28 protein-coding genes and 1 tRNA gene are annotated in these 25199 nt (G+C 65.1%); 15 read left to right on the plus strand and 14 right to left on the minus strand.

The features are described 5' to 3' along the window. Positions 1 to 221: 221 nt before the first annotated feature. The gene (gene cqsA, locus NDK18_RS03435) at positions 222 to 1490 is read left to right on the plus strand and encodes an alpha-hydroxyketone-type quorum-sensing autoinducer synthase (protein WP_250625711.1); all 1269 of its coding nucleotides are present in this window, start codon (positions 222 to 224) and stop codon (positions 1488 to 1490) included. A 48-nt stretch (positions 1491 to 1538) separates the two neighbouring features. On the opposite strand, the gene NDK18_RS03440 is transcribed toward cqsA, so the two are convergent. From NDK18_RS03440 to NDK18_RS03460, 5 genes are all read right to left on the minus strand, one after another. Continuing rightward, positions 1539 to 1844 carry an Mpo1-like protein gene (locus tag NDK18_RS03440; protein ID WP_250625710.1) on the minus strand — a complete coding sequence of 102 codons (306 nt, stop codon included), beginning with the start codon at positions 1842 to 1844 and terminating at the stop codon, positions 1539 to 1541. A 12-nt stretch (positions 1845 to 1856) separates the two neighbouring features. Then, entirely contained in the window at positions 1857 to 2915 is a 1059-nt protein-coding gene (locus NDK18_RS03445) for an NADH:flavin oxidoreductase/NADH oxidase (RefSeq protein ID WP_250627091.1), read from the minus strand. A gap of 53 nt (positions 2916 to 2968) precedes the next feature. Further along, the gene (locus NDK18_RS03450; protein WP_250627092.1) at positions 2969 to 3826 is read right to left on the minus strand and encodes an alpha/beta hydrolase family protein; all 858 of its coding nucleotides are present in this window, start codon (positions 3824 to 3826) and stop codon (positions 2969 to 2971) included. A gap of 81 nt (positions 3827 to 3907) precedes the next feature. Next, positions 3908 to 4120 carry a cold-shock protein gene (locus NDK18_RS03455; protein WP_250625707.1) on the minus strand — a complete coding sequence of 71 codons (213 nt, stop codon included), beginning with the start codon at positions 4118 to 4120 and terminating at the stop codon, positions 3908 to 3910. 73 nt (positions 4121 to 4193) lie between these two features. Further along, complete coding sequence (locus NDK18_RS03460; protein ID WP_250625706.1) at positions 4194 to 4403, minus strand: cold-shock protein; 210 nt, start codon at positions 4401 to 4403, stop codon at positions 4194 to 4196. 338 nt (positions 4404 to 4741) lie between these two features. Here NDK18_RS03460 and NDK18_RS03465 point away from each other — a divergent pair, with 338 nt between their 5' ends. From NDK18_RS03465 to NDK18_RS03475, 3 genes are all read left to right on the plus strand, one after another. Next, entirely contained in the window at positions 4742 to 5254 is a 513-nt protein-coding gene (locus NDK18_RS03465; protein ID WP_250627093.1) for a hypothetical protein, read from the plus strand. A 37-nt stretch (positions 5255 to 5291) separates the two neighbouring features. Then, a complete protein-coding gene (locus NDK18_RS03470) occupies positions 5292 to 5789 on the plus strand; it encodes an EF-hand domain-containing protein (protein ID WP_250625704.1) in 498 nt (165 codons plus the stop codon). A gap of 122 nt (positions 5790 to 5911) precedes the next feature. After that, positions 5912 to 7006, plus strand: coding sequence for a phospholipase A (locus NDK18_RS03475; protein ID WP_250625703.1), 1095 nt, complete (start codon positions 5912 to 5914; stop codon positions 7004 to 7006). A gap of 61 nt (positions 7007 to 7067) precedes the next feature. On the opposite strand, the gene NDK18_RS03480 is transcribed toward NDK18_RS03475, so the two are convergent. Both NDK18_RS03480 and NDK18_RS03485 read right to left on the minus strand, forming a co-directional pair. Continuing rightward, the gene (locus NDK18_RS03480) at positions 7068 to 7550 is read right to left on the minus strand and encodes an FKBP-type peptidyl-prolyl cis-trans isomerase (RefSeq protein ID WP_250625702.1); all 483 of its coding nucleotides are present in this window, start codon (positions 7548 to 7550) and stop codon (positions 7068 to 7070) included. Between the two features lie 68 nt (positions 7551 to 7618). Further along, positions 7619 to 8113, minus strand: a complete 495-nt coding sequence (locus tag NDK18_RS03485; protein WP_250627094.1) for a glutathione peroxidase — start codon at positions 8111 to 8113, stop codon at positions 7619 to 7621. Positions 8114 to 8205: 92 nt separating this feature from the next. Here NDK18_RS03485 and NDK18_RS03490 point away from each other — a divergent pair, with 92 nt between their 5' ends. The 4 genes from NDK18_RS03490 (at position 8206) to NDK18_RS03505 (ending at position 11577) form a co-directional block, all read left to right on the plus strand. Then, positions 8206 to 9210, plus strand: coding sequence for a methionine ABC transporter ATP-binding protein (locus NDK18_RS03490; protein WP_250625917.1), 1005 nt, complete (start codon positions 8206 to 8208; stop codon positions 9208 to 9210). Next, the gene (locus NDK18_RS03495) at positions 9207 to 9893 is read left to right on the plus strand and encodes a methionine ABC transporter permease (protein ID WP_250625700.1); all 687 of its coding nucleotides are present in this window, start codon (positions 9207 to 9209) and stop codon (positions 9891 to 9893) included. The genes NDK18_RS03490 and NDK18_RS03495 overlap by 4 nt, the downstream gene beginning before the upstream one ends. A 69-nt stretch (positions 9894 to 9962) precedes the next feature. Then, on the plus strand, positions 9963 to 10754 hold the full coding sequence (locus NDK18_RS03500) for a MetQ/NlpA family ABC transporter substrate-binding protein (RefSeq protein WP_250625699.1): 792 nt from the start codon (positions 9963 to 9965) through the stop codon (positions 10752 to 10754). Between the two features lies 1 nt (position 10755). Further along, the gene (locus NDK18_RS03505; protein ID WP_250627095.1) at positions 10756 to 11577 is read left to right on the plus strand and encodes a cytochrome c; all 822 of its coding nucleotides are present in this window, start codon (positions 10756 to 10758) and stop codon (positions 11575 to 11577) included. Here NDK18_RS03505 and NDK18_RS03510 read toward each other — a convergent pair. The 4 genes from NDK18_RS03510 to NDK18_RS03530 form a co-directional block, all read right to left on the minus strand. After that, a complete protein-coding gene (locus NDK18_RS03510; protein WP_250627096.1) occupies positions 11546 to 12610 on the minus strand; it encodes an aminopeptidase in 1065 nt (354 codons plus the stop codon). The genes NDK18_RS03505 and NDK18_RS03510 overlap by 32 nt on opposite strands. A 9-nt stretch (positions 12611 to 12619) precedes the next feature. Next, positions 12620 to 13201: a hypothetical protein gene (locus NDK18_RS03515; RefSeq protein ID WP_250627097.1), complete on the minus strand. Its 582-nt coding sequence runs from the start codon at positions 13199 to 13201 to the stop codon at positions 12620 to 12622. 97 nt (positions 13202 to 13298) lie between these two features. Beyond that, positions 13299 to 14258 (minus strand): histone H1-like repetitive region-containing protein, encoded by a 960-nt coding sequence (locus tag NDK18_RS19305; RefSeq protein ID WP_284691798.1) that lies wholly within the window; start codon positions 14256 to 14258, stop codon positions 13299 to 13301. A gap of 151 nt (positions 14259 to 14409) precedes the next feature. After that, positions 14410 to 15012, minus strand: coding sequence for a rhomboid family intramembrane serine protease (locus tag NDK18_RS03530; RefSeq protein WP_250625916.1), 603 nt, complete (start codon positions 15010 to 15012; stop codon positions 14410 to 14412). Positions 15013 to 15140: 128 nt separating this feature from the next. Here NDK18_RS03530 and NDK18_RS03535 point away from each other — a divergent pair, with 128 nt between their 5' ends. The 3 genes from NDK18_RS03535 to NDK18_RS03545 all read left to right on the plus strand — a co-directional run bounded on the left by NDK18_RS03535 (position 15141) and on the right by NDK18_RS03545 (position 17779). Further along, complete coding sequence (locus NDK18_RS03535) at positions 15141 to 16358, plus strand: NAD(P)/FAD-dependent oxidoreductase (protein WP_250627098.1); 1218 nt, start codon at positions 15141 to 15143, stop codon at positions 16356 to 16358. Positions 16359 to 16433: 75 nt separating this feature from the next. Continuing rightward, entirely contained in the window at positions 16434 to 17315 is an 882-nt protein-coding gene (locus NDK18_RS03540) for a PhzF family phenazine biosynthesis protein (RefSeq protein ID WP_250627099.1), read from the plus strand. Beyond that, entirely contained in the window at positions 17312 to 17779 is a 468-nt protein-coding gene (locus NDK18_RS03545) for a YaiI/YqxD family protein (RefSeq protein WP_250625693.1), read from the plus strand. Before NDK18_RS03540 ends, NDK18_RS03545 begins: the two co-directional genes overlap by 4 nt. 16 nt (positions 17780 to 17795) lie before the next feature. Here the strand turns inward: NDK18_RS03545 and NDK18_RS03550 are convergent, their stop codons facing one another. Beyond that, positions 17796 to 19745: an SUMF1/EgtB/PvdO family nonheme iron enzyme gene (locus NDK18_RS03550; protein WP_250625692.1), complete on the minus strand. Its 1950-nt coding sequence runs from the start codon at positions 19743 to 19745 to the stop codon at positions 17796 to 17798. Between the two features lie 120 nt (positions 19746 to 19865). Between NDK18_RS03550 and NDK18_RS03555 the strand changes: the two genes are divergently transcribed. Then, the gene (locus NDK18_RS03555) at positions 19866 to 20978 is read left to right on the plus strand and encodes a ribonuclease D (protein WP_250627100.1); all 1113 of its coding nucleotides are present in this window, start codon (positions 19866 to 19868) and stop codon (positions 20976 to 20978) included. Positions 20979 to 21039: 61 nt separating this feature from the next. Further along, positions 21040 to 21115 (plus strand) — tRNA-Ala (locus tag NDK18_RS03560). Between the two features lie 47 nt (positions 21116 to 21162). Here the strand turns inward: NDK18_RS03560 and NDK18_RS03565 are convergent. Continuing rightward, positions 21163 to 21711 carry a DUF1579 family protein gene (locus NDK18_RS03565; RefSeq protein WP_250627101.1) on the minus strand — a complete coding sequence of 183 codons (549 nt, stop codon included), beginning with the start codon at positions 21709 to 21711 and terminating at the stop codon, positions 21163 to 21165. A 230-nt stretch (positions 21712 to 21941) separates the two neighbouring features. On the opposite strand from NDK18_RS03565, the gene NDK18_RS03570 reads away from it, so the two are divergent. Then, a complete protein-coding gene (locus NDK18_RS03570; protein WP_250627102.1) occupies positions 21942 to 22490 on the plus strand; it encodes a hypothetical protein in 549 nt (182 codons plus the stop codon). Here NDK18_RS03570 and pdxR read toward each other — a convergent pair. After that, positions 22487 to 23983: a MocR-like pyridoxine biosynthesis transcription factor PdxR gene (pdxR, locus tag NDK18_RS03575; protein WP_250627103.1), complete on the minus strand. Its 1497-nt coding sequence runs from the start codon at positions 23981 to 23983 to the stop codon at positions 22487 to 22489. The two genes, NDK18_RS03570 and pdxR, sit on opposite strands and share 4 nt — an antisense overlap. Before the next feature lie 268 nt (positions 23984 to 24251). Between pdxR and NDK18_RS03580 the strand changes: the two genes are divergently transcribed. After that, on the plus strand, positions 24252 to 25196 hold the full coding sequence (locus NDK18_RS03580) for an MASE1 domain-containing protein (protein WP_250627104.1): 945 nt from the start codon (positions 24252 to 24254) through the stop codon (positions 25194 to 25196). The last annotated feature ends 3 nt before the right edge of the window (positions 25197 to 25199 follow it).

The raw sequence follows: 25199 nt of genomic DNA on the forward strand, positions 1-25199 counted from the left end.
GTGGCTGATCAATATCGGCAGAATAGCGATTCCATCACAGGCTACTCACTCCATCTGCAGTGATTGTGACGTAGTTCGCTGCCATGATGGAGCCATCGGGCCATCCGCTGCTCTCTCCAACACCGCCGGTCCAGGCAGGGCTGGTGCACGGTCCCGCACATCCGCGCTGCGGTGCCGTTCAGACAGGGATGTGCCCTATCCCCGGCAACCGAGAGGCCAACATGACCAACGTTTCCCCGATCCACCGTTCCACTCCCGTGGCAGCACCGGCGCTTCCTTCTTTCGTCACCCGCCGCGTCGAGCGCTTCCATACCCAGCGCGTGGCAGTGGACTGGGGCGGCCGGCACATCCTGCGCGGCCGCCATCCCAAGCCCGGCGACCTGATGCTGCAAAGCAACGACTACCTGGCCATCGCCGGCCATCCGCAGATTGTCGAGGCCCAACGTGAAGCCCTGGCTACAGGTGGGCTGGGCATGATGATGTCCGCGCTGTTCATACAGCACGAAGACGAACCGATGCACCAGGTGGAAGCGGAACTTGCCCGCGCCGTGGGCACCGAGTCGGGCATCCTGGCCCAGTCGGGCTTCGCCGCCAATGTCGGCCTGATCCAGTCCATCGCCGACGAGCGCGTACCGGTGTACGTGGACATGCTCGCCCATGCGTCGCTGTGGGAGGGCATCAAGAGTGCCGGCGCCAAACCCGTGCCGATCCTGCACAACGACCTGGGCCACCTCGAGCGCCATGTGTTGCGGCACGGCCCGGGCATCATCGTGGTCGACTCGGTGTACAGCACCAACGGCAGCGTTGCCCCCATTGCCGCCATCGCCGACATCGCCGAACAGTTCGGCTGCGTATTCATCGTCGACGAATCCCACTCGCTGGGCACCCATGGCGCCCGCGGCGAAGGCCTGGTGGCAAGCCTGGGACTGAACGACAAGGTGCATTTCGTTACCGCCAGCCTGGCCAAGGCCTATTGCTCGCGTGCCGGCTTCATCGGCTGCGGACATCGCTTCAAGGACTACTTCGGCTGCGAGGCACTGCCGGCGATCTTCAGTTCATCGCTGCTGCCGCACGAGCTGGCCGGCATGGCCGCCTCGCATCGGGTGATCCAGAACGAAGGCTGGCGCCGCGCCCGCCTGCGCCAGGTCACCCACCAGGTGCGCGACGCACTGACGGACCTGGGCTATCCCATCGAGGATGGCACAGAGCAGATCATCGCCTTCGAAGCCGGCGCGGAACTGCTTACCGGGCGCGTGCGCGACGTGATGGAAGAACACGGCATCTTCGGGTCGGTGTTCAGCGCGCCAGCCACCACACTCAACCGTTCCCTGTTGCGGCTGACCTTGAACGCCGGCATGAGCGAGGCGGATGTCGACCGCCTGATCGATACCTGCGCGCTCATTCGCGACAAGCTCGATATTTCCTCGTGGAGCGCGCACAAGCGTGCCGCCCGTCGGGCAAACGATCGCGAACTGGAAAACGTGGCCTGACAGGGGAAGGAAAGCCCCTGGACGACGGCCAGCCGGTGCGGGACAGGGTCAGCGGATGCTGACCCTGCCGCGCAGGATGTCCCAGAACATCACCCAGTCGCCCGCCAAGCTGTAGAACGGGTGGCTGAAGGTGGCCGGTCGGTTCTTCTCGAAGAAGAAATGGCCGACCCAGGCGCAGCCATAGCCCGCCAACGGCACCAGCCATAGCCAGGCCATGCGCCCGGTCGATGCTGCCAGCGCGAGGATCACGATCACCAGCACGCTGCCGGCGAAATGCAAACGCCGGCTGCGCACGTCACTGTGCTCGGAAAGATAGAACGGGTAGAACTGGGCGAAGCTGGCAAAACGCGCCATCACGAAGCTCCCTTACCAGGCTCGTTTGTACTGGACCGGTGCCTGGATAGTAACGCCCAGCTCCGAAGCCGCGCGACGGGGGAAGTACGGGTCGCGCAAGAGTTCCCTGGCCAGCAGGACGACGTCCGCGGCACCCTCCCTGATCACCGCATCGGCTTGGGCTGAGTCAATGATCATGCCCACTGCGCCCGTGGCGATGCCCGCTTCGTGGCGAATCCGCGAGGCAAAGGGAACCTGGTAGCCAGGCCCCGCGGGAATCTTCGCGTGGGGCACGTTGCCGCCGGACGAAACGTCCACCAGATCCACGCCCAATGCCTTGAGCATGCGCGATAACTCGACGCTCATCGTGTCGTCCCAACCACCATCGGTCCAGTCCGTTGCCGACAGCCGCACCCATACCGGCAAGGTTTCCGGCCACACCTCCCGCACCGCGCGAACCACTTCCCGCAGCAGCCTGGTGCGTCCTTCAAGGTCGCCGCCCCACCGGTCCGTCCGATGGTTGGAAAGGGGCGAGAGGAATTGATGCAGCAGGTAGCCGTGCGCGGCGTGGATTTCCACCAGCTCAAAGCCAGCAGCGGCCGCACGGCCGGCGGCGATGCGAAACGCCTCGATCACCGCTTCGATACCGGCCTCGTCGAGCTCGGCCGGCACGTGCCAGCCCTCGTCGAAGGGCCGGGCCGAGGGCGCTACCGTCGGCCAGGGCGATTCGTCCTTGCCAAGCGGACCACCGCCTTGCCAGGGCAGCTGGGCGCTGGCCTTACGCCCGGCATGGGCCAGCTGCACGCCGACATGGGCGCCCTGCGAACGTATGAATGCGGTGATCGGCTGCCAGGCCGCCACTTGGGCATCGTTCCAGATGCCGGTGTCGCCGTGGGAGATGCGCCCTTCAGCCGACACCGCGGTGGCTTCGGTGATCACCAGGCCCACACCGCCGACGGCGCGCGAGCCCAGGTGCACCAGGTGCCAGTGATTGGGGAGTCCGTCCGTGGCGCTGTATTCGCACATGGGCGACACGACGATGCGGTTACGCAGGCGCAGGCCGCGTTGCTGCAGCGGTTCGAACAGGGACATGGATATTCCTCAACCGAGGTAAACATCCAACGTGCCGCTACAGTCGACCCATATCAAGCATTCGCAACAACTTTCGCAAAGCGCTGCGCCACCTCGTCGGGTTGTTTCATCCATTCGAAGTGTGCGGCGCCCGCGCCCGGCGTACCCGCCAGCACGTCCACCTGTGCCTGGGCATGGGGCATCTTTCCCAGCAGGAAGTCGATCGATGCTGCCGGTACCAGCCAGTCGCCGGTCATTCTCAAGGCCAGCACCGGTGCGCGCTGGTTGGCGAGAAAGCACTCAAGATCGTCGTTGATGCCGAAGCCGCCGTAACGACCGGTGCGCCCCGTCGCCGCCCAATCGCTGATCACGCCACGGGCCTCGTTACCGCCGAAGCCGATACGGCGGCCAGGCAAATATCCGACCAGGCGCGCGAGCCAGGGCGCCGCCAGGTAGGCCAGTCGGACCCAGTTCGGATGGGCGAAGCATCGCCAGTAAGGGGCGCCGCTGGCGGCCAGGAGGATTCCGGCCGGGGACGCAGGCGCCCGTGATGCCATCAGGCACGCAAACTGCCCGCCAAGGCTATGGCCACCCACCCACCAGCGGCTACCGGGCCATGCCGCCGCCGCGACGGATGCCGAGCCATCGATATCGTTGAGCAACTGGCGATATCCCCAGTCACAGCGACGACCAGCGCGCCGGTCACTGCTACCCAGGCCACGCCATTCGTGCAGCGCCACGCCCACACCGAGCCCTGCCACGGCCTGGGCAAGCGGCAGGTAATGCCGGGCAGGCACGCCGAGGGCCGGCAGCCACAAAAGGTAGGGCGAACCGGGAAGTGGCGCGGGCGCCCGCACCAGGATCAGTTCCGCCGATGCCCTGTCGGTACTGGTCACGGGTATCACGCAAGGTTCGATAGTCGATGCAGCCAAGCCTCAAGGCCTTATGGTCGTGTCCATGAAAAAGGCCGGGCGTCGCCGCCCGGCCTTCTTGTCCTGCATGACGCCTATGAATCAGACGGCGGAGACTTCTTCAGCCTGCTCGCCCTTCTGGCCCGGCACCACCTTGAAGCTGACCTTCTGGCCTTCAGCAAGGCTCTTGAAGCCGTTGCCCTGGATGGCGCGGAAGTGTACGAACACATCCGGCTTGCCACCCTCGCGGCTGATGAAGCCGAAGCCCTTGGCATCGTTGAACCACTTGACAGTGCCGATCTCACGATCCGACATAAAACACTCCAATACGAGACGAGTTACACAACAATTAAGCCGGCCACGGGGGCCGGCGACTTACCACACGAAATCAGGCGGCCTGAACTTCTTCGGCCTGGGGGCCTTTCTGCCCGTCCACGACCTTGAAGCTGACCTGCTGGCCTTCGGCGAGGGTCTTGAAGCCGTTGCCCTGGATCGCGCGGAAGTGCACGAAAAGGTCTGGACCGTTGCCGCGACTGATGAAACCAAAACCCTTGGCATCGTTAAACCATTTAACGGTGCCGAGCTGACGTTCTGACATGCTTTTACCACTCCTGGAACGATTTACTGAGCTCAACCGTGACCTTGTTCCAAGGGTCGAACGGCCGACTTACTGGGTGTGCAAGAAACGCAAGGAGCGAAGCGATGTGGCAGATCTTGGATCAGCGCATCGGGACAGGACGATCCCATCCCCGGCAAACACAGTCCGGGCATCATACCCCCCCTGCGGCGAAATAGCGATGCCGGCAGGATGTCAAGCCAACACGCCCCGTTCACCGGTGCGGGCCGCATGCTTTGCCCCGTTCACTGGAAAGTCCCGCCGTACGGGACGGTGCGGGTAGCCATTTGAAGACCAAAACGACAAAACGGGGGTTCACCATGAAAAATTTGACCAATAAGCTCATTGTACCGCTTGGCCTGGCCGGCCTGATCCTGGCCGGTTGTACGCACCAGGCGACCAAGCCGACGACCTCATCGACCACCTCCAGCACCACGACCAGCAGCACCGCGGCGCCGGCCACGCGCAGCACGACATCGACCACTGGCAGCCCGCACGGCACCGGCAACACTGTCCGCAAGGCCTCGTCTTCGGTTTCGGACGCCGGCCTGCCCTCGAGCACCGGCATCCCGGCCTGCGATGATTACCTGGCCAGCTACCGCAGTTGCCACCGGGCGGCGGCAATCTACCCGGCCGACCAGATCGATTCCCGCTACGACCAGATGCGCCACACGCTGCTGCGCGATTCGCAAGATCCCGATATCCGCCCGCAGCTGTCCAACCGCTGCAATTCACTGGCATCGAACCTGAAGCAGGCGCTGCACGGCAAGAGCTGTGCGCCCGATGCCGCCCCGGCGAGCACCTCGCCTGCTGCTGCCGGCAGTGGAGGCTAGGCAGCCATCCCCCCGTCCCCCACTGGAGGAATTGCCCATGAAGATCAAACCCACCACCGGCCTGCGCGCCCTTGCCCTGGCCACCTCGCTGCTTGCAGCAAGCGTGGCCATCGCCCAGACCGACACGTCGCAGCCGCCGGTGCCACCGCCTCCGCCGACCGCCCCGGCACCGCCGGTCCCGCCGCCTCCCCCGCCGCCTGCCGACCAGCCACCACCGCCGCCAAGCGACGCGCCATTGCCGCCACCGCCCCCTCCGGGTACCGCGCCGGCTCCTGTTACCCAGGCCCCACCGCCGCCTGCCGGCGCTGGCATGGCGCCTCCAGGCGCCCAGGTGGAAGTGCGCAACAGCCAGCCGCAAGTGGCCACGGTAGGCACGCCGCCGGATTTCGCCACGCTCGCCAAGAGCGGCAAATCGATCAGTGAAGCTGATGCCGCCGCCTATCCGGCGCTGGCCAACGACTTTCAGTTCGCCGACAAGAACCGCGACGGGCGGATCTCCAAGTCCGAGTACGAACGCTGGACGCAGGGAAAGTAAACGCGATGGAACAGGCCCCGGGATGATCCGGGGCCTGTTCCACATTCTCCCCAAAGAGCGTTCGCTACACTCTTCCTTCGCGTGCTTTTTATAAAAGTGATGGATTGAAGGGAGAGCACCGTATGAAACATACCGCCACCACAGCGGCGTTAGGCGCTGCTGCGTGCCTGGCGATGGGCCTTGCCCGCGCACAAAACCCCAGCCCGCTCGATATCCGGGCCTGCTCTGCCATCGAAACCGACGCCCAGCGCCTTGCCTGCTACGACAAGGCCGTGGGCCGGCCCAACCTCGTCACCGCGCAGAAGAAGGGCAATCCCGAAGCCACCCGCGACCTGGCGAGCTTCGAGGCCGCGCACCGCGATGTGGAGGGTACCGGTGCCATCGGTGAAGGCGTGGTTGCGCCCGTCTCGCTGCTGGACAGCCGCTGGGAACTCTCACCTGAATCGAAGCTCGGCACGATGAACCTGCGCGGCTACAAGCCGACTTACGCGTTGCCGGTATTTGCCAGTAGCGACCAGAACCAGCGGCCTTCGAGCCCGGCGCCCAACCACACAGTGAGCCAGGACCAGGGCCTGGACAGCGTGGAGGCGAAGTTCCAGCTCAGCCTGAAGACCAAGGCGTGGCAGGGCGTGTTCGGCGACGTGGGCGACCTGTGGGTCGGTTATACGCAATCGTCCCGCTGGCAGGTCTACAACAAGGACCTCTCCCGTCCCTTCCGCGAAACCGACTACGAACCCGAGGCACTGCTGGCATTCGACACCCACTACCAGGTGCTCGGCTGGGAGGGCCGGCTGCTTACGATTGGCGTGAACCATCAATCCAACGGACGCGCCGATCCGCTCTCGCGAAGCTGGAACCGCGTGGTGGCGGACGTCGGCTTCGAGCGTCCAGGCTGGGTAGTGATGCTCAGGCCGTGGTGGCGTATCCCGGAGGATCGCAAGACCGACGACAACCCGGATATCTCCGACTACATGGGCCGGGGCGAAGTGCAGGTGATCCGCGAATGGAATTCCAACGAGTTCGGCCTGACGGCGCGGCATTCCTTCCGCGCCGGGGACCGCTCGCATGGCTCGTTGCGCTTCACCTGGAGCTTCCCGCTGGTGGGCAACGTGCGCGGTTACCTGGAAGCCTTCAACGGTTACGGCGAGAGCCTGATCGACTACAACCACAGCGCCAACTACCTGGGTCTGGGCGTGTCGTTGCTCGACTGGTACTAAGAGGGTGGAAGGATGGGGGTCAGGATAAATATCCTGCCCCCCAACTACCCTGACCGCGTGCTTAGTGGTGATGGCCGCCCACGCCATGGACATGGCCGTGGCTCAGTTCCTCAGCGGTCGGCTCACGCACATCGGCAATTTCAACGGCAAAGTGCAGGGTTTCACCGGCCAACGGATGGTTGCCGTCAACCGTGACCTGGTCGCCTTCGATCTTGGTGATCGTGACGTTGATCGCGCCGTGGTCGTTGCGGCCCTGGAACTGCATGCCGGCCTGAAGATCCTCCACACCCTGGAATGCCTCGCGCGGCACCACCTGGACGAGCTCGTCGTGCTTCACGCCATAGCCTTCGGCGGGTGCGACGTCGACATTCAGCTTGTCGCCCTTCTCACGCCCTTCCAGCGCGTTCTCCAGGCCCGGGACGATCTGGCCTTCGCCATGAATGTAGGCCAGCGGCTCACGGCCATCGGAGCTGTCGATCACCTCGCCGGCATCGTTGGTGAGGGTGTAATGGAACGATGCAACGGTGTTCTTGGCGATCTTCATCGGATGGCTCTGTGCCTTGGGGGATCGATAAGGCTAAGTGACACAGCGCGCAACTGCAAACCTCGCCGCTACGCCGGCTTGCCGCCCAATACGCCGGGGAGGTCCCGGGCGATTTTTTCCGGCGTGTCGGTGGGCGCGTAGCGGCGCACGACCTGGCCTTGCCGATCCACCAGGAACTTTGTGAAGTTCCACTTGATCGCCTCGCTGCCCAGGATGCCCTTGCCTTCGTGCTTGAGCCAGCGGTACAGCGGATGGGCCTGGTCGCCGTTAACCTGGACCTTGGCGAACATCGGGAACGAAACGTCGTAGGTGAGCGAACAGAAGTCGCGGATCTGCGCCTCGTCACCGGGCTCCTGGTGGCCAAACTGGTCACAGGGAAAACCCAGCACGTCGAACCCTTGGCTTGCGAAGTCCCGCTGCAGCTGCTCCAGGCCCGTGTATTGCGGCGTGAAGCCGCACTTGGAGGCCACGTTCACCACCAGCAGCGCCTTGCCTTCGAACTCCCCGAGCGAGCGCTCGCGACCGTCGATGTCGCTGGCGCTGAAGTCGTAGATGGAAGCCATCGGTAGTCCCCGCGCGTATCAAGATACGGAAGTCTAAACCCTCGCCGGCCATCCATGCAGGTTAAGATCCGTGGATGACCGACCACCCCGCTTTGATCACCCTGAAAGCCGTCGCCAAGTCCTACCGCGTGCGCGGCCGCGACATACCCGCCCTGCAGCCGACGGACCTGGCCATCGATGCGGGCGAGGTGTTCGGCATCATCGGCCACTCGGGTGCGGGCAAGTCCACCCTGCTGCGGCTGATCAACCTGCTGGAGCGGCCCACTGCGGGGCGCGTGGTGATCGAAGGTGCGGACGTCACCGGCATCGACGGCGCGGCGCTTCGCGACCTGCGCGCCGGTATCGGCATGATCTTCCAGCATTTCAACCTGTTGTCCTCGCGCACCGTGCGCGAGAACATCGCCTTTCCCCTGCGCCTGCGGCCAGGCATGGATGAGGCGGCCATCAACCTGCGGGTGCAGGAACTGCTCGAGCGCGTGGGGCTTGCCGGGCACGCGGACAACTACCCTGCCCAGTTGTCGGGTGGCCAGAAGCAACGCGTGGGCATCGCGCGCGCCCTGGCCAACAAGCCGCGGGTGCTGCTGTGCGACGAGGCCACCAGTGCGCTCGATCCACAAACCACCGCCTCGGTGCTGGACCTGCTCCTGGACATCAACCGGGAGCTCGGCCTTACCATCGTGCTGATCACCCACGAAATGGACGTGATCCGCCGCGTCTGCGACAGGGTCGCCGTGCTCGATGCCGGGCGCGTGGTGGAACTGGGCAACGTGGTCGATGTCTTCCTGCACCCTGAGCATCCCACCACGCGGCGCTTCGTCAGCGAGGCAGAGCATGGTGATGAAGGCGGCCCGGACTACAGTGGCGTGGCAGGCAACCTGATGCGCCTGTCGTTCCGCGGCGAAACCACTTACGCCCCGACGCTGTCGGAAGTGGTACGCGACACCGGTATTGAATACAACCTCCTGTCCGGGCGGATCGACCGTATCAAGGACATACCCTACGGCCAGCTCACCCTGGCCATGCGCGGGGAACGCATGGATGCCGCCGTGGCGCAGCTTCGCGCCGCGGGCGTGGTGGTGCAGGAGATCGCCCGATGAATGCGCCTTCGCTGCTGCAACAGTGGTTCCCCAACATCACCGACTGGACCGAAATCGGCCAGGCCTGCATCGATACCCTGCTGATGCTCGGCGGCTCGCTGCTGTTGACGGTGGTGATCGGCCTGCCGCTGGGCGTATGGCTGTTCCTGGCCAGCCGCGACCAACTGCATGACAGTCCGCGCAGCTATGCAGCGCTATCGCTGGTGGTGAACGTGCTGCGCTCGATCCCGTTCATCATCCTGATGATCCTGCTGATGCCGCTCACATTCTTCCTGATGCGCGCAACGATCGGCATCCGCGGCGCGATCCCGCCGCTGGTGATCGGCGCCGCGCCGTTCTTCGCGCGGCTGGTGGAAAGCTCGCTGCGCGAAGTGGGCGCGGGCGTGGTCGAAGCCAGCCAGGCCATGGGCGCCACCACCGGGCAGATCGTGCGGCGCGTGCTGCTTCCGGAGGCCCGCGCCGGCATCGTCGCCGCGATCACCGTGACCGCCATCGCATTGGTGGGCTATACGGCCATGGGCGGCATCATCGGCGCCGGGGGGCTTGGAAGCCTTGCCTACCAATACGGTTACCTGGGCTACAAGCCCGACTACATGCTCGTGACCGTCGCCTTGCTGGTACTGCTGGTACAGCTGCTGCAGATGCTGGGCGACGCCATCGTGCGACGGATGTCCCATCGCTAGGCAGCCTTTGCCTTCCGGACGTCTGGAAGGCTATGCTGCCGCACCGCAACAAAACACGGACATGCACCGATGAAGACCCTCCTGCCCCTCCTTGCCGCCACCCTGCTGGCCCTGGCCGGTTGTGGGCAGAAGGCCGCCGACGATACGCATCTTTCCGTGGCCGCCACCGCGGTGCCGCACGCTGAAATCCTCAATGTGGTCAAACCCCTGCTGGCCCGTGACGGCATCATCCTGGACATCAAGGTATTCGCCGACTACGTGCAGCCCAACCAGCAGGTGGCGCAGAAGCAGATCGACGTGAACTATTTCCAGACCGAACCCTATCTGGACCAGTTCAACCGTGAACGCGGTACCCACCTGGTGACGGTGGTCGGCGTCCATATCGAACCGTTCGGCGCCTATTCGCACAAGTACAAGTCGATCGCCGAACTCCCCGACGGCGCCAGCGTGGTGATCCCGAACGATCCGAGCAACAACAGCCGCGCGCTGCTGTTGCTGGCGAAAAACGGGCTGATCACCCTGGCCGACCCGAACGACCGCCTGGCAACGCTCAAGGACATCACGGCCAATCCGAAGAACCTGAAGTTCCGTGAGATGGAAGCGGCGATGCTGCCGCGCGTACTGGGTGAAGTGGATCTGGCCCTGATCAACACCAACTACGCGCTGGCGGCCAAGCTCGACCCGGTGAAGGATGCGTTGTTGATCGAAGGTAAGGATTCGCCCTACGTCAATTTCCTGGTTTCGAGGGACGACAACCGCGACGATCCGCGAGTACAGAAGCTGGCCAAGGCGCTGACCAGCCCCGAGGTCAAGGCGTTTATCCAGTCGCATTACCAGGGCGCGGTCCTACCCGCCTTCTGACATGCGAAGGCCCTCTACGCTGTTCGGCCCGTTGTTTGCGCTGCTGCTCGCCGTGCCCGGGATCGGCGCGGCCCAGGACCTGCGCATCGAGGGCCTGGGACAATCCCGCGTACTGACGGCAGCCCAGTTGCGCGCACGCCCGGACGCCCGCGACATCCTGGTTCCCGACGACCCGGTGTACCACCGGGACATGCACTACCGGGCGGTGCCCTTGCGCTCGCTGCTATCGGGCCTGACCGCCGATGCGCATGTGCAGTTCGTCGCCACTGACGGATTCACCGGCGAAGTGCCGGCGCACCTGGTGGTCGACGCCGGTCGCACCGCCGGCTGGCTCGCGATCGAACCTGAGGGCCATCCCTGGCCTCCGGTGGCGTCGGGCAAGCCATCGGCGGGCCCGTTCTATGTGGTGTGGACCGATCCTTCGGCGGCCGGCGTGGGCCGCGAACAGTGGCCCTTCCAGGTAGCCATCGTTCGCGTCACCACCAACCTCGACACCCGTTTCCCCGCCATGCTGCCGGATCCTGCTGTGCCCGCGGACGCACCGGCCCGGCGGGGCTTCGCCGTATTCAAGAAGGATTGCGTCACCTGCCACACGCTCAATGGCCAGGGCGATGCCAGGCTTGGACCGGACCTCAACATCCCACATGGGCCAACCGAATACCTGGGCACCGCCTACCTGAAGAAACTGGTGCGCAACCCTCAGGATCTGCGCCACTGGCCAGAGGCGAAGATGCCGGCCTTCGACCAGCGTACGCTCAGCGATGCGGATCTTGACGACCTGGTGGCTTACCTCAGCCACATGGCGTCGCGCAGGTCGAAGTAGCCAGCGCTTCAAGTTCAGCCTGGCGTGCCTGTTTCGGCTTCCTGGCCAGCGCTGCGACGCGCGCATGGAAGGCGCTCCAGTTGCCGTGGACCTGGGCGAACAAGGCGGTGAAAGCGGGTACCCATTGCTCGTACAGCCCAAACGGCAGCAGGCTGGCGTTGTTGAGATCCCCCGCCACCCAGGCGTCGTAGCGCTTGTCGCCTGCGAAGTCCGCATCACGCCAATGGGCGTAGCGTTCACGGAAGTCGGCAAAGGCGGCGCGTTTCTTCTCTGCCAACGCCGCCGTGTCGCCACCGCCAGCGTAGATATCGGCCAGTGACTGCCGGAAGTCGATCACCAAATGCGTAAAGGCCGCTTCCATCCGGTCTCCACGTGGATCCACCGGACCCAATCCCCTCGCGTGGCGCCAGTCATCCAGTCCCTGCCGCTGGACGAACGTGGCATAAGACTCGTTGAAGGCTGTGTCGCCGGCCACGTAGACACGCTGGTGGGCCAGTTCGTGGAACACCTCGCCGGCCAACTCGTCGTCGTCCCAGCGCAGCATGCTGCTGAGCACCGGATCGTCGAACCAGCCAAGGGTGGAATAGGCAGGCACGCCGCCCACGCTCACATCATTGCCCTGCGCACGCAGTCGATCGGCTTCACGCGTGGCCTGCACCTGCGAGAAATACCCTCGGTAGGCAACACAACCGGCAATGGGAAAACAGTGATTGACGGCCTTGATGGAATAAGCCGGCGTGGCGAACACATTCCACACCACGTAGGGGCGGTGAAGATCCACGTATCGGGTGTAGCTGCCATTGCGCGGCAACCCCAGCGCGTCGGAGGCGAAGCGTCGCGCCTGCAGGGCAAGTTTCAACCGGTCCGCAATGGCTGCATCGGTAGCCGGATCGGCAAGCACATGATCGATCGGCTGACGATGCACCAGCAACGAAGCCTGCCCCCGTGCCACATGTGCGTAATAGCAGCCTCCGGGCAACAACAGCACTGCCGCCAGCAGACATGAGCGGAGCGTTTGCGCGCTCCGCGTCATGCGCCGCCGTCAGTGGTCGCTGCGGTTGTTGTCGCCGCGGTTGTTGTCGCCGCGCGACCCGCCGCGGTTGCCGCTACCGTTGCCATGGTCGCCGCCCGACGGACGTGATCCCGATGGCCGGCCACTCTGGCCGGAACCACCCGGACGCCCCTGCCAACCGCCCTGGCCATTGTTTGGGCGTCCCTGCCAGCCGCCAGGCCGCCCATTCCCATCATTGTCCCGGCCTCGCCATCCACCGGGAGGCGGACGGCGATCACCGACCGCACCGTCATGGCGATCGCCCGGACGCCCGTTCCATCCATCCGGGCGGCCATGGCCGTCGTGATCGCGATCACGCCAATTGGACGGACGGCGATAGCGGTGGCCATAGCCGTCGTCGACCCAGATGGTCGAGACGCCAAAGCCGCCACCGTAGTAATCGTCATACCCGGGATAGTAAGCCGGATAGGCCGGGTACGGGTTTGAGTACACCGGTGCGGATTCGCCGATGTAGGCGCCGCCGCCGGAACGGACGTACGCAGGCTCGTAGTAACAGGCCGACAACGCCCCTGCCATCACGGCAAGCGCGGCACAACGCCAAACGGTTTTCATCTCGACACCCTGTCTGCTTTACGCCACCAAGCTGCGCTGGCGGCGTTGAATGAGTCCTTAAGTTGGCGCGTGCCGGCTTCCGGTAGATGCCTGCCGTTCAGCCCTTGCGCTTGGCCTGCTCGCCACGCTCGTGCGCCTGGTTGGCATAGGTGGACTCCGGCGATGGCACGGGCGGCGCCTCGTGCGCCTCGCTTGCTGGCGCGGGACCTGCCGCACCGCCTTCGCTGGGCCAGGACGGCCCCTGGCGGACGCGTTCGCGCTTGGCATCGAGCAAGGCCTGGATATTGGCCACGGCTTCCTCTTGCGTAATCAACGGAACGTGCTCGGTCTCCACGCCTAGTTCGCTTGGACGCGGCGGAACCGCTGCCGCTTCGGCAGGGCGAGGCGCTGCGGGCTTGGCCACTGCCTTGCGCGGTGCGGAAGCGGGTTTCACCGCCGGAGCGGGAGCAGCCTTCTTCACTTGCGCCACGGCGGGCTTGACGGTTGCCGCCGGCTTGGACTGCACGGCGGCTGTCGGCTTCACCGATGCCTTCTTGACCGGAGCCTTCTTCACCAGTGCCTTCTTCGCTGGCGACTTGGCCACGGGCGCCTTGGTAGCGGCAACCTTGCGGGCTGGCGCCTTGCGCGGGGTGACTTTCTTCACTGCCTTGCGAGCGGCACTCTTGGTCGGCGGCAATTTCCTGGCCGAGGATTTCTTCGCAACTTTCTTCGCCGGCGCCTTGCGTGAGGCAGCCTTCTTCACGGCGGCCTTGCGCGGGGAAGCCTTGCGAGCGGCTGTCTTGCGGGCGGTTTTCTTCGCAACTTTCTTCGCTGCGGCCTTGCGGGCCGCCGGTTTCTTCACCGCGGCTTTCTTCGCCGTGACCTTCCGTGCCGTTGACTTCTTCGCAACGGCTTTCTTTGCCGCGACCTTCCGTGCCGCTGCCTTCTTCGCAGGCTTCTTGCGGGCGACGGCCTTCTTGGCGAGGGTCTTCTTTACGGCAGTTTTCTTGCCGGTTGCCTTCTTGCCAGCCTTGCGTGCCGCGGATTTCTTCGCGGTGGATTTGTGGGTGGTTGCCATGCGTTAGCTCCTCGTTCCGGTCGGGTCGCGCGACGCGCCTGGCTCACCGTGTACAGGCTTCGCGCTCTTGCATTCGGGAATAAAACATCCCGTTCGTGATGTACGCGTGCTGCATCATCTCGCAAGCGCGTGTGGAAGTCACATGCGATCTTTATGGATTGAGCAGCGTCTGCACGAAATGACCGACCAGTCGCGGCTCCACCACAAGGGTGGCCGCCACGCCATATGCACCACCCCACAGATGCGCGCTGTGGTTGACGTTGCCGCCGCCGCGACGCTCCATCACCACCGAATACACCACGTAAAGCACCGCATAGACGATGGCGGGCATCGGGATGATGAACATCACGCCGATCATCGACCACGGCCGGAACAGGATGTAGGCGAAAAGGATGGCCGATACCGCGCCGGAGGCGCCAAGGCTGCGGTAATTGGGGTCTTCCCGGTGCTTGAAATAGCTGGGCAGGATCGAGGCGATCAAGCCGCCCACGTAGAACAACACGTAGCCCAGGACGCCTAGTTGCGCCGTGTAAAACCGCTCCAGGAACCCGCCGAAGAAAAACAGGGTGAGCATGTTCACCAGCAGGTGGTTGAAGTCGGCATGCACGATGCCGTAGGTGACCAGGCGCTGGTATTCGCGGCCGCGGGCCACGGCGGGTGGCCAGAAGATCAGGCGGGCCATGAGCCGGCCATCGCGCAAGGCCATGAACGAGACGACGCCGGTGAGCGCGATGATGATCAGGGTGATGGGCATCGAGGCCATGGTACGGGTGGATCTCCTTGTCAGGCGCGGCATAGTGGCGTCCCGGACCCCACGTTGTCGATACGCGACGTTGACGCCGGGCCGGTAATGGTCAGCGCATCCGGTTGACTGGGCAGGCGATGGACATCAAAAGCGGTCACCCCTTCTGGCCACTGGAGCATGGCCTGATCGGCGCGTTTCCCGCCCTTTCGGGCGACCTGTCGTGCGACGTGGCCGTAATAGGCGCTGGTATCACCGGCGCGCTCATCGCGCGCGAACTTGCCGCTTCCGGGCTGGACGTGGTGGTGCTGGACCGGCGTGAAGCCGGCTGGGGCAGCACGTCGGCTAGTACCGCATTGCTCCAGTACGAGATCGACACCGACCTGGCAGAGCTTCGAGGCATGTACGGCCAGCGCTTTGCCGACGAGGCGTATCGGGCCTGCAGCGAGGCGATCGATGATTTCGAAGGCCATGCCCGGGATGTCGATGCCGATGTCGGATTCCGGCGTACCGGAAGCCTTTACTTCGCGTCCTCGGCAAAGGATGCGGGTGATTTTCCGGGGGAGTTCGCCGCCCGGCGCGAAGCGGGACTGGCCACGGAGTGGCTGGACGCAGGCGATGTCGTGGAACGCTTCGGACTCAAGGCGCCGGCGGCGATGTGGACACCACAGGCGGCGGTCGTGGATCCCTACCGCTTTTGCCGCCATGCCCTGCGTCAACTGGTCGACCGCGGTGCCAGCGTGTACGACCGCACCGAGGTGACCGGCTGGCAGGATGCCGGCGGCGGTTGGCTGGACCTGGCCACCCGTGCCGGTGCGCATGTCCGCTGCCGGCACCTGGTGATCGCCGCCGGCTATGAATCCCAGCGCTGGCTGAAACACCGCGTGGCGCGCAACCACAGCAGCTATGCGCTGGTAACCGAGCCGGTGGGTCACCTGCCCTTCGCCCTGGACAGCAACGTGGCCTGGGAATCGGCCCGTCCCTATCTCTACCTGCGCAGCACCGATGACGGGCGCGTGCTGGTGGGCGGTGAGGACGACAAGCTGGACATCGCCAGCAAGCGCGACGCCGCCCTGCCGCGCAAGGTCGACCGGTTGCTCGAGAAGTTGTCCCGGCTTGCCGGTGGCCAGACCTTCGAAACAGGATTTGCCTGGGCGGGGACGTTTGCCGAGACCACCGACGGGCTGCCTTACATCGGTGCGCTTTCTGACGGTGACCCGCGCGTGCACTTTGCCATGGCCTATGGGGGCAACGGCATCACCTACAGCGTGATCGCGGCCGACATCCTGCGCGAGGCGATCCACGGGCGCGCGCATCCGCGTGCCGCGCTGTTCGGCTTTGGCCGCATCGGGCGATAAGGCAACGCCGCCACGCCACGCCCCAGGCATAGCGGTTAAGATAAACGGCTCGTGTCCCCACCACGGCGCTTCCCCATGCCCCATATCCGTTACCAGCAGCTGGACGTCTTTGCCGCCAGGCCGGGCGGTGGCAACCAGCTTGGCGTTGTCATTGATGCCGAAGGCTGGGCCGACGACGCGATGCAGGCCTTCGCCCGCTGGACGAACCTGGTCGAAACCACCTTCCTGATGCCGCCGACGCAACCGGGGGCCAGTTATCGCGCGCGCATCTTCACCCCGCGCAAGGAAATTCCCTTCGCCGGGCATCCCACCATCGGCAGCGCGCATGCCGCGCTCGACGCCGGGCTCTGCCGGCCGAGCGCCGACGGCCTGCTGCACCAGGAATGCGGCGCCGGGGTGTTGCCGATACGCGTGGAAATCCATGACGGTGAGCGCGTGCTGTTCGTGCAGTCGCCGCCGGCTCGCGTGGTACCCGCGCCGATCGGCCAGAGCGCGCTTCGCGACGTGCTGCACGGCATCCAGACCGGCCCCCTGCCGCCCGCCTTCGTCGAGGGCGGCCGCCGCTGGTGGGTTGCTGAATTCGCCGACGAGGCCGTGTTGCGCCAGTGGCGTCCAGATCATGCCGCCATCGGCATGCTGGCGCGCGATACCGATAGCCTGGGGCTGTGCGTGTTCGCGCGCAGCAGTGAACCGGGCGTCGAACTTGCGGTACGCGCGTTTCCTTCAGGCGTGGACATCGTCGAAGACCCCGCCTCCGGCGCCGCCAACGGCTTGATCGCGGCCTACATCGCGCATGCGGAGCCTACCGGCGAACTGGCCCGTGGTTATCGGGTAAGCCAGGGGCGTGAAGTGGGACATGACGCCAGCATCACCGTGCGCATCGACGGCGCATCGATATGGGTAGGCGGACAGACCAACACCATCATCGATGGCACCGTGGACTGGCCGCACGCATGAACCAGGGCACGGGCGCGGCGATCTGGGTCGATGCAGACGCCTGCCCGGGTGTCATCAAGGAAATCCTGTTCCGCGCCGCCGAACGGGAAAAAATCAGCGTCACCCTGGTGGCGAACCAGTGGTTGCGGACCCCGCCGTCGCGCTACATCCATGCCGTGCAGGTGCCCGGCGGCTTCGATGTGGCCGACGGCGAGATCGTTCGCCGCGTCGCGGCAGGCGACATGGTGGTGACCCAGGACATCCCGCTGGCGGCGCTCGTGCTGGAAAAAGGTGCGTTGGCATTGAATCCGCGCGGTGAACTCTATACCCGCGAAACGATTACCCAGCGCTTGTCGATGCGTAATTTCATGGAGGAATTGCGTGGCACGGGCGTGGACACCGGCGGCCCGGCGGCATTCAATCAACGCGACCGCCAATCTTTCGCCAATGCCCTGGACAGCTGGCTGGCAAAGCGGCCGCGCTGATCCACGGCCAGTCTCGCTACAGCTCGCGCAAGACGCGGAAACCCACGCGGGCGCTGCGCGTATCGGCACCGGCACCCTGGCGGAATGCCGAACGCAGCATGTCCGGCGCACTGCCCCAGGAACCGCCGCGGATCACCCGTCGTGTGCAACCGGGGTTGTCCCACGCGCTGCCATCGCGCGGTGCCCGGATGTAGTTGTCGTGCCAGCAGTCCTGGACCCATTCCGATACGTTGCCGCCGATGTCGTACAGGCCGAATGCATTGGGCGCAAAGGATTGCACGGGCGCAGGCCCCCAATAGCCGTCGCGATACCCGGGCATGGCGTTGCTCCAGCGCCTGCCGCTGGCCGTGCGGTCGCCGCTGCCGGTGATGTTCTCCACGCGGCTGGTGGGACTGCCATCACCCCACCAGAAACGCGTGGTGCTGCCGCCGCGTTCGGCGTATTCGAACTCCGCCTCGCTGGGCAGCCGATAGCGCTGGCCGCTGCGGCTGGCCAGCCACGCGACAAAAGCACGGGCGTCGTTCCATGACACGTTGATCACCGGCAGGCCATCGGCCGCGGGCTTGCCTACGTAGTCCGACATCCAGGTGGCCTGGGCGTCGTCGCGCAAGCCGCCGCTGGCCTCGTCGTAAATGCTCGAACCGCCCAGCTTCTGTGAATCGGGCACATAGCCGGTGGCCCGGATGAACTCGCGGAACTGGCCCACGGTCACTTCGCTTCGCGACAGGGCAAAACCCTTGGCCATGTCCACGGTGTGGCGCGGCGACTCACTCACGTCGTGGCCTTTTTCCTCGTCGACCGAGCCCATCTGGTAGCTGCCGGTGGGCAGCACCACCATCGCCGGGCCCTGCCCGCCGCTATCGACAAAGCGATCGCTGAAGACCTGGCCGGGCTTGTAGCTGGCATACAGGCGGGCGTTGGTCATGCGCTCGTTGAATTCGTCCAGGCCAGCCAGGTCCGGGCTGATGCCCTGGGCCTGCTTGGCCAGCCTTGCCGCCAGGGCCTGGTCGCCGGCATCAAGCGCGGAGCGTGCCTGGGCCAGCAGCCCTTCGGCGCTCTGGCGCCGCATGCCTTCCACCCGGCCCCTCGTGTCCTGCAGGGCCTGGGAGTCGGGCTGGATCGCGGCAGCGTCGGCCAGGGCCTTGTCGGCACCGGCGAAGTCGTTCTTCGCCACGGCCGTCAGCGCCTGGTCGAGCACGACGCGCTGCACCTGGGCCATGCCCTGGCTCGCCACCGCGTTGCCCGGATCCATCGACAGCACCTGGCGATACAGGTCCAGCGCGCTGCCGCCAGCGGGAGATGCCGCCTTGTCCTGCCGTACGAGATCTGCCGCTTGCGCCAGCAGGGGTTGCACCTGGTCCAGGAGCTTGAGCTTGTCGTCCAGGGCCACCGTATCCGCAGCGCTATCGGGGATGGTCTTGAGCGCCTTCACGCGCTCACGCGCGGTATCGCCGTCGCCCAGCGCCAGCGCCTGCTCGGCTTCGGCCAGCAATCGGGCATGGACCTCGGCCACGCCGGCCTTGCCCTTGACGCTATCGCCGTTCGCCTTGAGCACTTCGTTGTACAACGCCAGCGCGCTATCGGCCCCGCCAGTGAGGTGATCGGCGGCCAGGGCCTGGGTGGCGCGTTCGAGCAGCTTCTTCGATTCGGCGCTATCGGGTACGGCTGCGCCTTCCGGCGCGGGCGCCGGTTCACGCCGATGGGCGGCGATCACCGCGGCCGACGCGAGCATCAGGGGCGGACCTGAATCCACCTCGGAAACCAGGCGGGGAGCGGCTTGCGGCCGCTGATCGAACCCCATGTTCGGTGCCGGCGACGCGGACGGCGCCACGGCGGGACCCTGCAACTGTGACGAAGTACGCAGCAACCCGGGAAAAAAGTGGTAGGAAAGTCCAAAGCACAGCACCACCAGGCCAAACCCGCCGCCTAGCGCGCGCTGTCGTCGGACGGTCTCGGTGCTGGGCATGGTCTTCGGGCGTCCCGGGTGGCGGCCTGCTATCTTGCGCCGTCACCATAGGCAATCGACGCACACAGGGCAACGGGCGGTGCCCGCGCGCACAGGCCCAGGTTCACCAAAGGATTCAAGATGGATGCACTTTCGCCGGTTCCGGCCGCCGACTGGATCGACAATGCGGCGGCGCTGGGCGCATGGCTGGGCGATATTCCCGCCGATGCCGCGGTGGGCATGGACACCGAGTTCATGCGCCGCGACACTTTTTATCCGCAGCTTGCACTGCTGCAATTGTCATACGGCGGTCGCCATGCCCTGGTCGATCCCCTGGCTTTCGACGCAGGCACCCTGCTTGACGACACCTTCGGCAAGCGTGCGGTCACCAGCATCATGCACAGCGCCAGCGAAGACCTCGAGGCGTTGGCACCGCTCTTGCCGCGCGGCCCGCATACGCTTTTCGACACCCAGATTGCCGCCGCCTATGCCGGCATGGGTGCAGGCCTCTCCTATCGCGCGCTGGTGGCCGCGGTCATCGGCGACGACCTGGACAAGGGCGAGACCCGCTCGGACTGGATGCAGCGCCCGCTCACGCCCAGCCAGCTGGCCTACGCCACGCTGGACGTGGTGCACCTGCATCGCATCCATGCCGAACTCGTCTCACGCCTGCAGGTACGTGGCCACTTCTCCTGGTTCGAGGAAGACTGCCGCCGCCTGCTGGCACGCGCTGCCAGTGCCGGTGACGACCAGCCCCAGCGCAGCGTGCGTGCCGCTGCGGAATGGCCCAATGAACGACAGGCCCTGCTCCGCCGCATCCTGCGCTGGCGCGACACCACCGCGCGCAAGCTCGACCGTCCGCGCCCGTGGCTGCTCGATGAAACCCTGGCGTTGAGCCTTGCCAACAACCTGCCGCACAGCCAGGCCGACCTCGATACCCGCGGCCGCGGCCAGCGCGCATTGCGTTCGGCGCAACGGCAGGAATTGTTCGAGCTGTTGCACCAGTCGGTGACGCCTGATGAAGTGGCCGCGACGCTGCCCATCCCGGGACATCCTTCCGGCGAGGCGAAAAAAGCCATCACCGCCATGAAGACCGTGGTGGACGCCATTTCACTGGAACTGGACCTGCCGCAGGGCCTGGTCTGCGCACGACGCAACCTGGATGAATACGTGGTGTCGGGCCAGTGGCCCGACGGCCTCGCTGGCTGGCGGCGCCAGGCGCTGGAACCGAAGCTGGCGCCGCTGTTGCCGTAAGGCCCCAGCCGGCTCCCCTTCCATCGTCGCCCCGCCCGCTGCTAACATGCGGCGCTCAAGTGGGGCGGTAGCTCAGCTGGGAGAGCGTCGCGTTCGCAATGCGAAGGTCGGGAGTTCGATCCTCCTCCGCTCCACCATATTCAAGGCCCGGGTCATTCCCGGGCTTTTTTTTGCGCCAGGCCGATTACTTGATTCGCGTGAGGTCGGCCTTGAACGCCGTCACCCATGTATGGCCGCCGTCCCGTGAGTAGGAAATCTCAAAATGATGGGCGTCGGCCTTGATGTTCGACCAGACGCCGCGCACCAGCACCGTGCGGTCCTTGTAGACCGACGTGCCGTAGAGCTCGCCACGACCGTCCTTGAAGGACCCAATAGTCGGAGCTTCGACCTTGCCGGACTCGCTGTCGATATAGGTCTGGCTCCATTGCCCGGCCTTGGGGTCATAGACGAAGAGCGTCGCGCCTTCCCAATGTCCGTTGGGGCCGTCAGCCTCGATTTCCTCGAGCCACGCCCGGCCGTTCCAGACCGGTCGCGCTGTCTTCGTGCCATCCATCACCACCGTATGGGTGCCGCCATCGAACGGGTCTAGCACTTTCGTGGCATGGGTATGCCAGGCGCCGCTGGCGAAGTCGAAATCGTGCGAGCCGTCCCGGGGCGATTCCGCCCTCGCGTTGAAAGACAGACAAGCGATCGTGCCGGCCACCATGACGCCACGCAATAGCTGTTTCCACATAACAAGCCCCTCCGTAATGATCAATCCGCGGGAGCACTTTAGGGAAAGCCTGTGGCGGCACAAAAGGGCCAATCGCAGGAATTGAAGGTGGTCCACTTCCTCTGCGGCCGTCCTTAGGTACAGGCCGCCTGATTGGCCCGCATGTTTTCCAGCGAAGTGGCGCCTATGTTCCCGGGTATCGCTGCAATAACGTGATCCGCCTCTGGTTTATCAACCCTCAGGTGGGCCTTATGAGCAAGCGTAAAAAAACCTGGAAAGCCCGGTTGTTGTCAGCTGCAATCGTCCTGGCCGCAGCGGGCCCCTTAGCGGCCGCGGAACCCGACGGTCAGCACGACTTCGACTTCCATTTCGGCACCTGGAAGACGCACGTGTCGCGGCTCATGCATCCGCTGACGGGCTCAACCACCTGGACTGCGTACGACGGTGAGTCAGTCGTTCGCAAGGTATGGAACGGCAAGGCCAGCATTTTCGAACTGGAAGTCGAAGGCCCGGCGGGCCATATCGAAGGCGTCGGGCTTCGCCTGTATGATCCGAAGTCGCATCAGTGGAACCTGAACTGGACGAACAGCAGCGTCGGCATGCTGGACGGCGCGATGATCGGAGAGTTCAAAGGTGGCCGCGGGGATTTCTATGGCAACGACACGCTTGATGGGCGAAGCATCCTGGTGCGCAACAGTTTCTCCGACATCACACCCAACTCTTCCCGATTCGAGCAGGCGTTCTCCGACGACGGCGGCAAGACCTGGGAGACGAATTGGGTCATGACGTTTACCCGTTAGCGATGACGGCTCGCAGACAGCGCTTCGGCCAATGCCTCGCCTACTCCCAGGATTTGTTCGGGCTCGGCAGCACCAAAGCCAAACACGAAGCCATGACGGTCCACGGATCCGTGGTAGTAGCGGCTGAGCGTGTGCAACCTGATCCGCTGTCGTTGGAGAAGTTCGGCAACCGCCTCGGCATCGATGTCCTCTGCAACGGTCGCTGACATGTGCATGCCGTAGGCCGAAGGCAGCGGCGTGAGCTTGGGAACAAGCCCAGCCAGCATGCTGACCAGCGCCTCGCGCCGCTCGCGATAGCGTTGGCGCATGCGCCGCACGTGCGCGGCGAGGTGCCCTTCGTCGATGAAGCGGGCGACACCAAGCTGGATGGGCGTGGGGCAGTGCCAATCCATGCAGTTCTTCGCGGCCACCAGGGTGGGCATGGCCCACGCCGGCGCCACCAGGTAACCCAGGCGCAGCGAGGGCAGCATGCATTTGGAGAAGGTACCGACGTAGAAAACGGTGTCGGCGTGTTCGGGCTTGCGCAACACTTCCAGCGGGCTTCCTTCGTGGCGGAATTCACCGTCGTAGTCGTCCTCGACGATCACCGCGCCGTGTTGCCTTGCGAAGTCCAGCAAGGCCTGGCGCCGCCGCGGTGACATCGATACGCCAAGAGGGAACTGATGCGACGGGCAAAGGCAGATCACGCCGGCATTCGTGGGCAGGCGATCGACCATCAGTCCTTCATCGTCGACGGGCACGGGCACCAGGGTGGCGCCTGCCGCGGCAAAGGCCACGCGCATGGGTGGGTAGCCTGGGTCTTCCACCGCAACGACGGTCTGGCCCGGCGTCACCAGCACGCGTGCAAGAAGGTCGAAGGCCTGCTGTGCACCGGAGGTCACCAGGATGTCGTCGGCGCCGCACACCACGGCACGCATCAAGGCGATGTGGCGTGTGATCGCTTCGCGAAGCTGGTAATTGCCCTGGTTGCCTTGCGGGCTTTTGTAGCGCGCCGGGCGCTTTTCCAGGCCGCGCAGCTGCCCGGACATCACCCGCCGGAAGATGTCGAAGGGAAAGAGCCGCGGATCGATCAATGCCGGCCGGAAATCCAGGCTTGGAGCGGAGGCCGCCGTGGTATCGGGCGTGTCGCGCCAGAATCCCATGGCGGAGGTTACATCCTCGCGCAGCCAGAAAGGATTGAGCGCGGGATGGGACGTGGCCGGAACGGTGGCCGGCCTTTTCCCCCGCGATATTGGTGGCGCATCGGCGACAAAGGTGCCCGACCCTTGCCGGCTCACCAGCAGCCCTTCGTTCAACAGCCGGTGATAGGCCTGCACCGCCGTGTTCCGCGAGACGGCGAAGTAGTCGGCCGAAGCACGCGTGGCCGGCAGCTGGGTGCCGGGATGCAGGCGCCCATCGGTGATCGCGGCCTTGAGCTCTTCATACAGCGTACGGCCCGATGCGCGCGTCCCGCGTCCGGCGATGTCCAGCTTGATCTCGAACAGGGCATCCATGACATTTCCCGGAGCCTTGGTGATGCTCCTGCAGCGCGATGGTACCCGCCGCACACCGCAAGTTCCTGCCCCACGCCATCCCTGCGCGCCACTCGTCCCTGCAGCGCTTTGCAGCCGCCATCCATCAGACGGCGCTCGTTAGGTATATTCGGCAAAGTTGGCTTGGGTGTTGCAGACGTGAGACTTATGACCCACGTTTTAATTGCAGTCGTGGCATTCTTGTGAGGGTAGCGGCGGACCACAACCATCAAGCTAGGGGCGATTGGGCGTGAAGGGAAGCACGGAGGGCGAAATTGTCAGGGCGGCACCCTGGGTGTGGGGTCAGCACGTTGCTATCGCCGCTGCCTATGGGGTGATCTATCAGGTCGCCCTGTACGTTTCGTTTCCGCAGTTCCTGCTCACCACGGGCCTGCGCCTGGCCTGCCTGCTGCTGCTGCCAATGCGCTACTGGCCGGCGATTGCCATCGGCGAGGGCCTGCCGCTAGTTGAGAACGCCGTCCTCTGCGCCGACAAATTCGGCATTCCCTGGGCAGTCCTGGCCTCGTTTCCGACGGTGGCCTTGTGGATGCCGTTCCTGAAGCCCTTGCGCGAGCGTTGGCCCTTGCACGACGCCGAAGGTCGGCTGAGGATGCCGATGATCCTGGTAGCGACGCTGGGCGCCGCCTTGATCACGGCCGCCATCACCACGGCCACCTTGCAAGCGGCGCTACTGCATTCGCCAGGCAAGTGGCCAGACATTTCCCCGATGAAATTTTTCTTCGCCTATGTGCTCGGCGCCTATCTTGGAGCGCTCACTCTCACACCCGTCATCCTCGCACTCCACGAACGCACGCGTGCGCTTGGCGACGCTCCCTTGAAGCTCTCGGTGATCTGGCACAGTTCCCTGTTCCGCGACATCTTCTGGTGGGTATTTCCGGCGCTCGCCTGCATGGCGTGGCTTGCCGCCACCACCCACGACGATACCCTCCGCCAGGCATGCCGTCTTGCCCTGCTCTGGCCGGTCCTGGGCCTGGCATGGCGCCACGGGTGGCATGGGACGGCGGTGGGTGGCATGGGGGCGAGCCTGGCCCTGGCCTTCACCGCCAAGGGCCTGCTCGACCCGGCAACGATCCAGGTTCAAGTGGTCCTGGCGTTCGCGCTCTCCGGTACCTTGCTGGTGGGCACGCGAAAAAAACAGACGCTTCGGGCCGAAGCCCGGCCCGAGCGTTCCTGACCT

Origin of the sequence: Pinirhizobacter soli, assembly GCF_015905305.1 — a bacterium.
Taxonomy (GTDB): Bacteria; Pseudomonadota; Gammaproteobacteria; order Xanthomonadales; family Rhodanobacteraceae; genus Pinirhizobacter; species Pinirhizobacter soli.